A 12281-nucleotide genomic window follows, 5' to 3' on the forward strand; every position below is an offset into this window, starting at 1 on the left:
GTTGCCATAATATAGCTACAAATATTTAATAAAAATTTGACACAGATTAAATTTTAACTGTTTGAAATAAAGGATTAATTAGGAGAATTTGAAGAGAGGAATTTATAGAAAACTGTCAAAGATGTAAATTGCCTAAAAAAAGTGCAATTCCAAGATGATCACAATATGGAAATTATAAAAAAAAAAAAAAGAGTATAATCCCAATTAAACAAAAACATAACAAAAATAATAATAATACAATAGCGGTAAGGGTTATAAAGCACTCCCTTATGTAGGGTGATTTTATATTAAGCCATTTGGAAGGAGTTTCTCCCAACTTATTCATATTATATGAATAGGATTTCATATAATATGAATGGAATGCCTCACCAATTGTGTAAAAATCACACTTAATATGTATTGTTAAAAACAATTAGGTAAATAGTAGGTAAATAGTGATAATGTCCCAGAACGGTGATGAACTTAAGTTCAGGAAAGCTTATTCTGATCGAGTTGAGTTTAAAAGCTTTAACGAGAAGAATCCTGAAATATACAGCAATTCAAGATTTTCTTTAATTAGAGAACTAGCCACAGAAGCAGCACCTGCGGTTACTGATATCAAAAGTGCAGCATCAGTTAAAGAGCTTCTGTCAGTTACCCCTAAAAACGAAAGAGAAGAAAGAGAAGCTCAGACTAGAGTTGCCCTTTCATCTTCTGCATCTATACAGAAGAAAAAAGCCTCTTCCTTAAAATCATTTCTCATAAAGAATTCTGAAGAACAGATTCAGGATAAAGTATCCCCTCTTACAGACAAGTTACCTGCTGCACCTGCGGCAAACGCAACTTCTCATAAAGAGGGAAATAATACAGTAGCTGTTACAGCTGCAAATGCAGAAAAGACCTCAGCTAAAGACATTTCCACCGAGCCAAAGGAAGAAATATCAGTTGCAAATGAGAGTATTGTTGTAAAAAAGCAATCCAAGCCATTTTCTTCTCTATTCAGATCATCTATCACATCCGAATTCAGAGGCAGAAAAACAGACTCTCTTCAGGATTTGTATAAAAGATTGTTGAATAACTAACTGTTAAGAAACAATATATTTAACGAGTATTTTTTATTATGCCAGTAATCAGTGTTTGTTCTCCAAAAGGCGGTGTTGGTAAAACCACCGTTGTTGCCAATCTAGCATATGCATTCTCAAGAGCAGGAACCAAGGTAATTGTGGTTGATTTTGATCCTCAGAATGCACTAAGACTTTATTTCGGTCTGCCTTTAAATGATGAAAGAGGCTATGTTTCTACCCCTAATACAGACTGGACCAACGCCTGTATTAACATCGACAAGAATCTTTACATGCTTCCTTTTGGCAAATCCAATAAGGAACAGCGAGCACTCTTAGATGAAGCAATGGCTGAGCCTGACTTCTTCAAGAATGTTCAGGGAGGATTATTCAATAATCCGGATATTCTTATAATTGCCGATTTCGCACCTGGTTATACTCAGGCTTTAGAATCTATTGCCTCTGTATCAGATATGCAGATTGTGCCACTGATTGCAGATGCCGCATCTATTTCATTATTCTCCCAGCTGATGTCTGGCGGTCTTATGGACGGGCTTGTCGGAGGAGGACTAGGTTTTTACATCATTCTGAATCAGATTGATAACCGAATTAAGTTAAATCGAGAAGTTCAGAACTTCTGTGAACAGAACTTTAAAGATCAGCTTCTGGGAATGATTCACAGAGATACCTCTGTAATTGAAGCTGCCGGTCAGCAGATGGCTGTATTTGACTATAACAAAAACTCAGCAGCTGCCTTTGATATTGAAATTATCGCCAAAAAGGTAGCACAGAGACTTGGCTTTGTAGTTAACAAGGAAACCATGATTATCAATCCGTTAAGAAAGGAAAAGAACTAAAGTTCGATAGGGTTATCCATGAAACACCATTTATTTGTATCTCTGTTTTTAATCTTTGTCGCACTGCCAATTCTGATCCTGATGGTAGTTGCCCCAATGAGTACACACAATCAGTTTATCTATGGAATAACCATGGTTACAACCTGTTTTGTGGCTCATTTCATGTCCAAAAAACATTTCGTGTCTTTAGGAATTCTGCTGGTTGCAGTTATCTCATCAACAAGATACATGTTCTTCAGAATTACTCAGACCCTGGATTTTCCATCCTGGATTGACATGTTCTTCGGATATCTGCTGCTTTTTGCTGAAATCTATATTTATATTGTTCTGCTTTTAAGCTTCTTCCAGCTGTCATGGTCATTAAAAAGAAAGATTGTTCCTCTGCCAAAGGATACCTCTCTATGGCCTACAGTGGATGTATATATTCCTACATACAACGAATCTCTGGATGTGGTTAAGGATACTGTGCTTGCAGCTCAGTGCATGGAGTATCCAAGAGATAAGATGAAGATCTACATCCTTGATGACGGTAAACGTAAGGAATTCGCTTCATTTGCCACTGAAGCTAATGTAGGCTACATCACCAGAACCAAAAATGATCACGCAAAGGCAGGTAACCTTAATCATGCCATGAAGCTTACCGACGGAGAGCTGATTGCAATTTTCGACTGTGATCATATCGCCACCAAGATCTTCCTGCAGTCAACTGTAGGAGCTTTCTTAAAGGATTCTAAACTGTCCCTGATACAGACTCCTCACCATTTCTACTCTCCAGATCCTATTCAGAGAAATCTGTATTTAGGAAGGGATATTCCTGCTGAAAACGATCTGTTCTACGGACCTATTCAGAGAGGAAATGACAACTGGAACGCAACCTTCTTCTGTGGTTCCTGCGCGGTTATCAGACGTAAGGCTCTAGATGAAATCGGAGGCTTTGCTGTTGAGACCGTTACCGAGGATGCTCACACAGCATTAAGACTTCAGCGTAAAGGTTGGAAAACCGCTTATCTTGATCATATTCTGGCAGGTGGTCTTGCAACAGAGCGTTTGGTTCTGCACCTTCAGCAGCGTAACCGCTGGGCACGTGGAATGGTTCAGATTTTCCGTCTGGACAATCCGCTGTTAGGAAGAGGACTTACTTTTGCACAGAGACTCTGTTATCTTTCTGCAACCATGTATTTCTTCTTTGCCATTCCGGTACTGATATTCCTGTTTACACCAGTATTATATCTGCTCTTTGGTGTATCTATTGTTCATGGCTCTGTAGAACTGCTTCTGTCCTACGCTATACCGCATCTGATTCTGTCCATATTTGCCTCTTCAAGACTTTACGGTAAATACAGATACAGCTTCTGGGGTCCTATTTACGATCTGGTTTTATCCTTCCATCTGGTACTGCCAACAGTCGTAACCCTGTTCTCACCTCACCACGGATCCTTTAATGTGACCGATAAAGGTGACACTGTGGACAAGTCCTATTTTGATGCGCTGTCAGTTAGACCTCATCTGATTGCATGGGGAATTCTGTTCCTTTCAATTGTGATAGGAAGCTTAAAGCTATTTATTCCAAACTACTTTGACGCTCAGCTTGAACCAACCATTCTTAATATAGGATGGACAGTGTTCAATCTGGTACTGCTGACTGCAGCTATCTGTGTTGCAAGAGAAACAGCCAACAAGAGAAAGACAGTCCGTCTCTATGTGGAAACTCCTGTAAATATCTATCAGGAAAGCGGTCACTGTTCAAGAACTCTGATGCGAGACCTGTCAATGACAGGATGTCGTGTTGACAACTTTGAAAACGGTGAACTTAATCTTTCTGAAGATCCTATCTCTCATATTGAGATCAGGACCGACAAGCACACCTTCTGTGTACCAGTGGAGAGAATCATTCCTGCTTTTGGAAAGGATGAGTTTATCCATATGAGATTCCTTGATGTTGATATTGATTCAAGACGTGAATTTGTAAGATTACTGTTCTCCCGTGCTGACACCTGGGTAAGACCAGAGTACAAGCAGGATAATCCTTTCAGATCATTTATCACAATTTTAGGCTGTATTAAGGATTCTCTAAGAGGAAAACGTCGCCAGGACAACATTCATATTGCAGTGGTGGATATCAATGAATAATTTTACAAAAGTACTTTTACTTACATCTGCATTAGCATTCTCCACCCATGGATTTGCAGATGAGAATGATGCTAACGCAAAAAACAGAGAGCTTCCTCAGGCTCTTCAGGAAATCCTTTTAAATTCTACTCCGTTAGAGCAGAACGAAAATTACTTCACTGAACTATCAAGCAGCGATAATTTCAATGTCAGTACTCAGGAAAAAAAGGATGTAGCATATAGTGCAGAGCTTACCTTTGAAAAGCTGGGATTTCCACAGGGTATAACCATGACCTTAGGGCAGAAGCAAAGTGGACTGAACTTTACTCTGCCAACAGACAAGATCATTACCAAATCAAAGCTTGAGCTGTTTATTTCAGCAACTGAGAATATGGCTCAGAAAAGCCCTCATTTTACCGTGCTGCTGAATAACCAGGAGCTGGGTTCAATTGTAATTTCCAATGTCGAAACATCTGGATATGAGCTTAATGTACCTTCAGAATACCTTGCACAGGAAAACAGTCTCACCTTTGAGATTGAAGAAGGTCTTTCAGCAGACTGTCAGATTGACTATACCGGTTTCAATGAAATCAGTATAGAAGGAAACAGTTTCCTGACTGTTGAAGGAAATGCTCTTGAGATTGACTCAGATCTGACACTGTTCCCTTTGCCATTTTTTGATAAATACGAAATCAGCAAGGGAAAAGTTGAATATGTATTCTCAAGAAAACCTGATGCATCTGTAATCAAAGCAGCGCATATGCTTTCATCTTTCTTCGGAGACAAGGCTGATTATAGAGGAATTCAGTTCAAGGTATCCTATGACAAATTGCCTCACAATCACTCAATATTCTTTGGAAAGCCAAAAGAAAAGATAGCCGGTATCAGTCTGCCAGAAAAGAAAGGTGTGTACATAAAAGACAATCCTTATTTCTATCCTTACAAGATAATCTTTGTAGTGGCCGAGACTGATGAGGAATTCGAAAACGAAATTCTGCAGCTGTGCGATCCTATTTTCTCTCCTAATGAGAGACTTGTAGATGTATCCTACTATCCCGTCTATTCAAGAACTGTAACCGAAAGTACAGAATATGATGCACCAAAGTGGATTTCAACAAACAGAAAAGTCTATCTGAGAGAACTTTTAACAGCAGGACAGTCCCTGACCACCAATGGATTCTGGCATAACTCTATTCATCTGCCATTTAGAACCGCACCAGATCTGTTTATGATGTACGATGGTCAGGCAGATCTGTATGTATCATACGAGTTCCCAGCTGAGAAAGAACTTAATGAGAGACAATCTGGTCTTAATGTTTCCCTGTCAGGAATTTTCCTGGATAAACTGCCTGTTAACAAAAAAGGTCTTCTTGAGAACATGTGGCGTCTGTTTGGAGGAAATGCAAGACAGACATACCGTCATGTACAGCTTGACCCATCTTATATCTACGGAGAGAATGACATCGAGCTGTATTTTGATTTAAGACTCAATGACAATGTACCATGTTCTGTATTCCAGAATCAAAACATCAAGAGTGTGATCGATTCCTCAAGCTACATCGATCTGTCTCATTCTGTTCACTATGCAAGACTGCCAAATCTGTCCTACTTTGTGGGTGCGTCCTTCCCATTCTCAAAATATGCAGATTATTCACAGACAGCTATTCTGCTGCCGGAAAATCCTACCGAGAATGAGCTAAAGGCTCTGTTTGACATGTCTGCCCGCAGCGGAGAAGCTACAGGTGCAATTATTTCAAAGCCAATGGTTCTCATGGGCTTAAACGAGGTCCAAAAGCATGAGCAGGAGCTGGAGGCTAAGGATATTCTGATTGTTTCAACTCTTGTAAACAAGAATTTCCTGTCTGTATTATTTAGAAACTCAGCTTTCACCTTCAACGGTTTTGAGCTAAATATCTATGACTACGGAATTCTGAATTTCAGAGGCGGTGTGATGCGCGGTCTTGAAAGACTGTTCTCTGGTGATTTCAGAAATCAGAATGCCGACGCCAACCGTTACGTTAGAACCTCTCTTGCCTGGAGAGGCTTTTTAAGTATGCTCTCTCCTTTCGACTCAGAGAAAATCGCTGTAGTAGTAACAGCTACTGACGACAAGGAAATAGCAAAGCTTTCCGACGATCTCGATGATCCTCAGGTAAATCGTGAAGTAGGAGGAGATCTTACCGTTATCTCAGGAGATAAACGAGTCGTTAAGTATACAGTGGGTGATTTCATCTATTCAGGTAATGTATCAACTCTCTTTAAAATCATGCATTTTGCCGGTGAGCATATTCTGTGGCTGGCAATTTTCTCTGTATTCATAGTTATGATGCTGTCACTGATTATTTCCAAGATTCTGCAGAAACGAGCTGTAAGACGTCTTGAAGAAGGCGGCTACCACAAAGGTGAATAAGGGATTAGGGTTTAGAGTATGAAAAATAGTAATTTCAATAAAAGCATTTTAGCCATTGTCCTGGCTCAATTACTGATCCCTGCAGCCTATGCTGCAAATGACGGTTCCGGAATGAGTTCAGGAGCAAATTCAAATTACGCTCAGGGAACAGGAAATTCTGGTAATTTAACAGAGAACCTCTTTAATCAGGCTAAATTCTGGCATGACAAATTCCAGCATCAGAAAGCAGCGCAGGCCTTAAACAGGATCCTTTTAACCGATCCAAACAATGAGGAAGCTCTGTACTACATGTCCTTATGGGCATCTGAAATCAACCAGTCAAAGACTGCAAAAACCTATAAAGACAGACTTGCAAAGGCTAATCCAAACAGCTCTTATCTTGAGCAGCTGAACCGTGCGCAGAATATGTCAAATCTCTCAGCAGAACAGCTTAATCATGCAAGATCCTTAAGCCAAAGCGGTAATATTTCTGGAGCTATTGCTGAATACCGTAAGATGTTCTCAGGCAATGTACCTCCAAGCTCTCTGGTATCAGAGTACTATCTGACCATGGCCGGCGACAAGGTTTACTATGACAAGGCGGTAAATGATCTTGTTACCTACATCAGAAACAACCCTAATGATGTCAACGCTCAGGTAACCTACGGTAAGATTTTAACCTACCGTAAGGCAACTCTGCGCAAAGGTATTGAGCTTTTAGAGTTCTACTCCAACCGTTCACAGGATGCTGACAAGGCTCTGCACCAGGCACTGTTATGGCTCACTCCAACAACAGCAGATGAAGAGATTTACAAACGCTATGCCGCAAGACATGGTAATAATTCTGATGTAATAAAACACTATGAAGAGACCATTATCGGCAGTCTGACCGAAAAAGCCTACTCAAAGAGAGCTTCGGACAAGAAAGGCTCTATTGAAGAGTTTGAGAAGATTCTCAACCGCAATCCAAACAATCAGAATGCCCTCGAAGCATTAGGCTATATCTATCTTGAGGATAAGGACTACTCCAAAGCATCAGATTATCTGCAGAGAGCTGCTGATCAGGGAGGAAGCAAGGCCGCCAAGCTAGGTCATGATGCACTTATGGCAAGAGCAAACTTCAATCTGTCTTTAAACAACTATGCTCAGGCCAATGCCATCATAGATGAGGTTTTAGCATCTACACCAAATGACAAGGATGCCCTCTTTATCAAGGCAAATATAAATCTGAAACAGAAGAATCTGCCTGCAGCAGAAAAAGCCTTAACAGATATCCTAGCACAGGATCCTTCCAATGAAGGTGCTATTGAGTCACTGTACTATCTGTACCGTAATGCAGGAAATCAGACAAAGGCTAAAGAGCTTTTAGACCAGGCTCCACTGATGCTGCGCGACAAGATCCTCAAAGCCACAACCGTAAAGCCTTACGTTGATCCTGTTCCTGGTATCAGACGCAATGCGGAGAATCTGGCCCAAAGCGGTAATATTGAAGGCGCTGTTGACGTTTTAAATGCAGGAGTCAACAAGTATCCAAAATCCACCTGGCTGCATTACGATCTTGCCAAATATCTGACCAAACAGGGTTACAGTGCCGGTGCAAATTCTCATATCCAGTATCTAATCCGTCAGGGTGCAAGCAATGAGGATTTATATGCAGGAGCCATGCTGCTAAATGAGCAGAAGCAGTACGCAATGGCCTTAAACGCAATCTCAAGAGCAGGAGCTTCCAATCATAAGGCAAGAGCTTTAAAGGAAGAGATTTTAAGAAACAGAACCTTCTCAGAGGTTGAACTGTATCTGCAACAGGGAAATCCTCAAGCCGCCCTGAATACGCTTCAGTCCATGAATATCTCCCCTGCCACACTAAAGACCAGTCAGTTAGGTCATCTTGCTTATCTGTACTTAAAGTGTGGTCAGAAGGATAGAGCTTTAGATCTTGCAAATCAGGCCATGTTAAGATCACAGGATCCTACAGCAGGAATTGATGATTATGCTGATATCGTTACCGTTTATACAGAAACCGGTAATTACGATAAAGCACGTGAAATCACCAACAATATGTCTATCCTTGCAAATTCAAGTGCAAAGGCTATTGATGATCTGAGTGTTGGTGATTCAATCCGCAAGGCAGATGCACTGCGTGAACTTAAGCGCCATGCCGATGCCTATGACACTCTGTATCCTCTGATTCAGGCAAATCCAGACAGTCCAGCTCTGAATATGGCAATGGCCCGTCTGTATCAGGATAACGGCATGTATGATGAGGCATATACCATCTATGAGAATGTTTTAAGAACAGATCCAAATTCTCAGGATGCTCTGAAAGGTGCTATCAATGCCGCAATGGCCAACAAGGAATACGAAACAGCAACTCAACTTGCCCAGAGACTGGCTCCTAGTGATGATCCTCAGACTTTGACCCTGATGGCAAGAGTTGATAACGAGAATAAGAATTACGAGGGGGCCCTGGCAAAGTTAAAGCGAGCTCGTACTTTATTAGACGGCCGTTATGAGATTCTGCCAGACTCTCATTTATCAACCTCTATGAGTGCACCTGCAAATACCATTGTGCACCAGCCAGGAAATCCGTTCTCAAACAGAAAATCATCTTTATCTACTGTAAGTCAGCCTGATAAGGTTGTACTTCCATGGACTGTTGGCGGCAGTGCAACCAAAACTGCAGTTAATATGACTCCAAAGGATAGGAAAAAGTCTCTTGATGAAGTTAACTTCATGATTCGTGAGCTTCAGGATAAACTTGCAACCACAATTTCTGTAGGAGTTAATACAAGACAGAAACGAGGTGAAGCAGGCTTAAGCAAGGTTAATTCTCTGGAAGTACCTGTTACTTTCTCCACTCCTGTATTTGACAGTGCAAAACTTGATCTGACCATTACTCCAAATACAATGTATGCAGGAAATGTTTCTAGTCAGTCTTCAGAGAAATGGGGAACCAATGCGCTTAACATTGGTGTACAGAATCTGTCCTATAGAGTTAATTCTATTAATTCTAATTTTGAATCAGCTGTAATTTCCAAGTATCAGACTCAATATAATTATGCTGTAGCGAATGGAGATGAAGCAAAATATACAACTGAGTGGAGTGATGCAAATGATAATCAGTTACTGGGTATTATTACCTCAAATTATTCAGGTATTACCTCAACTGATTCATCAGATTTTAAAACTATAAAGGCTTTTATTAAGAGTTTCTTAGCCAATCATCCAAATCTTAATGCTAAATATTCGGAAGGATTCGCGGAACAGCTTGTAAGCGCACTAAAAACTTTCCAGGAGGGAAATGGTTTTTCAAATCTATCTCTTGCAGATGTCATAACTTTATTCCAGAGTTCTCTTGATGCCTCTGAAATGAATTTAACAACAGAGGAAGGTGTTGCAAAACTAAAGGCATTCTTTGCTAAATTCGGTGACCTTGGAAAAACTATGTACGCTGTAAATCAGTATTCTGAGGCAACATCTGTCATGTCCAACGCAAAGGTAAACAGAGGTTCTGGTGTAGGATTTGACCTTGGTTTGTCGGGTGATGACTACAGAGTCAACATGGGTGTAACTCCTGTTGGAAAAGACGGAACCACCCTGACCGGAGGAATATTCTACAGATATCCTGTATCAATGCATGGAGAAATGAGATTCAATCTGTCGCGTACAGCAGTCAAAGACTCACTGCTGTCATACTATGGTTATAAGGATATTATGTCCGGAACCTACTGGGGTGGTGTAACCAAGAACGGAGGTAAAATTGAATACGGTTATGATGATGGATTCTTAGGTGGTTACCTTGGAGGTTCATATTATAACTATAGAGGTAAAAACGTTCTATCTAACTCAAGTTTCGGTTTAAATACAGGATTATATGTTCATCCTATAAAGCCAACCATGTACCAGGATTTAACTGTTGGTATCGATTTAAATTACGAGAACTTCAAACATAACGAAAACAACTTTACCTTTGGTCACGGCGGATATTTCTCACCTCAAAAATACTTTGTGGCTTCAATTCCTGTTAGATACAGGAAAAAGACTGAGAATATGATATTAACCTCAGAAGTATCTCTGGGCTATCAGAACTATCACTTAAACGAGGAAGATTACTTCCCAACAAATTCTGCATATCAGAGTGCTGCGGAGTACCTTGCAGGCTTTGGCTTTATCAAGAAAGCAAAACATGACGCCAAGGACGAAAGCGGTATTGGTGGCTCAGCAAAGGTTGTCCTCGATTACTACCTGCTTGACGACCTGATGGTCGGAGGCTCAATCGGATACAATACCTTTGGCGAATACAAGGAAATGTCTGAAATGCTGTACATCAAGTCTGTTCTTGGAGGTATGTAAGAATGAAAAGCTATTTCTCTACCTCATATAAGCAGGATGTTAACGGCTACGTGGAAATTCTGGTGCAGATCATCAAAATGATGAATATGAATGCCAGCAATTCCGAAGTAAATGACTTTCTATTTGAAGTTGGAGTGAACCTTGCAAATCAGCACTCCGTAAAGGCTGCAGACACACTATCTGCTCTCCATGTCGAGATAAACGAGATCCTCTCAAAGCTTGGATTTGGTGTCTGTCAGATCGAGGATGCTAACAATCGTGTTATTATTAAGCATCATGATCTTCCTGTAATTGAAGACAGGGAGTTCAAGGATAAGTGGCTACAGTATTTCAGTGTGATTATGTGCGGGCTGTATAACTGCTGGTTCCGACAGACAGGTGCACCAGCAGAGCTTATCTGCCGTATCAAGGAAATCATTTCCCCTTGTGATGCTGTATTCGAGTTTAAACGAGCATAAACATAGGCAGGCGATCTATGAAGATTAAAGAGCTTTTAAAAAAATCCATTACAGCAGCATTTGTGCTTTTATCACTGACATCTACAGCCTTTGCTTCTGCCTGGGATGACTATAAACAGAGATATCTTTCAGCTGACGGCTCTATCATAGATACCGGAAATAACAGAATTTCCCATACCGAAGGTCAGAGCTACGGTCTGCTTTTTTCTCTGTATTATGATGATCAGGAAAGCTTCTCTAAGATTTTAAACTGGACTGATAACAATCTTTTCAATCAGGAAAAAGGTCTTTATATCTGGGCTTATAAAAGACATGAGAATGATCCACTAACAGATAAAAACAATGCTACAGACGGTGATCTGATGATTGCCTGGGTGCTGCTTGAAGCTGGTAAGAAGTGGAATAAGCCAGAGTACAGAAAAAAAGGAGAAAAACTTCTTTCTGTAATTCAGAACACACTGATTATAGACTTTGCTAAAAGACCGGTATTACTGCCAGGACTTGTAAGTTTTCTTGAGAACAGCCGTATCACTATAAACCCTTCCTACTATATCTATCCAGCATTAAAAGCTGTAAACAAACACACCTATCAGAAAAAATGGAAACAGCTTGCGGATGAGGGAAAAAAACTGATTACTGCAGTTGAAGACAGAAAAGTTCCAATCACTCCTGACTGGATTACTCTGGATCTCAACGGAAAAGTTCAGGTTTCAGACAGATGGCCTGCACGATCAAGCTATGATGCCATCAGAGTTCCTCTCTATCTTTACTGGGAGGATGAGAATGCGCCAGAACTTGCTGAGTGGAAAAAGTGGTTTTCCTATTTCCCTGCTAACAGTACTCCTGCCTACGTGGATGTACTCTCAGGAGAAAAAGCTAATTACAACATGAGTTCAGGACTTCTGAACGTCAGAAAGCTGGTTTTAGGAGAAAGCGTTTCTGAGCCAGTTTTCACCGACAAGGATGACTATTACAACGCAAGTCTGTCCATGCTTGCATATTTAGCTTACAATCATGCCTTCTCACAAAAATAATCATGACTAAAGCACGAATATCTTTTCGTGCTTTGTATATG

At 40.5% G+C, this 12281-nt stretch carries 7 protein-coding genes; all 7 read left to right on the forward strand.

Translation table 11 applies throughout. From position 1 onward, the window contains the following. Window positions 1–440 precede the first annotated feature (440 nt). From QZU45_RS05020 to QZU45_RS05050, 7 genes are read left to right on the forward strand one after another with little or no spacing between them, the layout of a single operon-like run. Window positions 441–1061 carry a hypothetical protein gene (locus tag QZU45_RS05020; protein WP_295352364.1) on the forward strand — a complete coding sequence of 207 codons (621 nt, stop codon included), beginning with the start codon at window positions 441–443 and terminating at the stop codon, window positions 1059–1061. A 38-nt stretch (window positions 1062–1099) separates the two neighbouring features. Next, on the forward strand, window positions 1100–1897 hold the full coding sequence (locus tag QZU45_RS05025; protein WP_295352366.1) for a cellulose synthase operon protein YhjQ/BcsQ: 798 nt from the start codon (window positions 1100–1102) through the stop codon (window positions 1895–1897). Between the two features lie 18 nt (window positions 1898–1915). After that, a complete protein-coding gene (bcsA, locus tag QZU45_RS05030; protein ID WP_295352369.1) occupies window positions 1916–4027 on the forward strand; it encodes a UDP-forming cellulose synthase catalytic subunit in 2112 nt (703 codons plus the stop codon). Next, complete coding sequence (locus QZU45_RS05035; RefSeq protein ID WP_295352372.1) at window positions 4020–6416, forward strand: cellulose biosynthesis cyclic di-GMP-binding regulatory protein BcsB; 2397 nt, start codon at window positions 4020–4022, stop codon at window positions 6414–6416. The genes bcsA and QZU45_RS05035 overlap by 8 nt, the downstream gene beginning before the upstream one ends. 18 nt (window positions 6417–6434) lie before the next feature. After that, a complete protein-coding gene (locus QZU45_RS05040) occupies window positions 6435–10748 on the forward strand; it encodes a cellulose synthase subunit BcsC-related outer membrane protein (RefSeq protein ID WP_295352375.1) in 4314 nt (1437 codons plus the stop codon). Between the two features lie 2 nt (window positions 10749–10750). Continuing rightward, on the forward strand, window positions 10751–11206 hold the full coding sequence (locus tag QZU45_RS05045; RefSeq protein WP_295352378.1) for a cellulose biosynthesis protein BcsD: 456 nt from the start codon (window positions 10751–10753) through the stop codon (window positions 11204–11206). Window positions 11207–11223: 17 nt separating this feature from the next. Further along, a complete protein-coding gene (locus QZU45_RS05050; RefSeq protein ID WP_295352381.1) occupies window positions 11224–12240 on the forward strand; it encodes a glycosyl hydrolase family 8 in 1017 nt (338 codons plus the stop codon). Window positions 12241–12281: the final 41 nt, after the last annotated feature.

The sequence above is a fragment of the uncultured Succinivibrio sp. genome, assembly GCF_902756765.1.
In the GTDB taxonomy this organism is placed as follows: Bacteria; Pseudomonadota; Gammaproteobacteria; order Enterobacterales; family Succinivibrionaceae; genus Succinivibrio.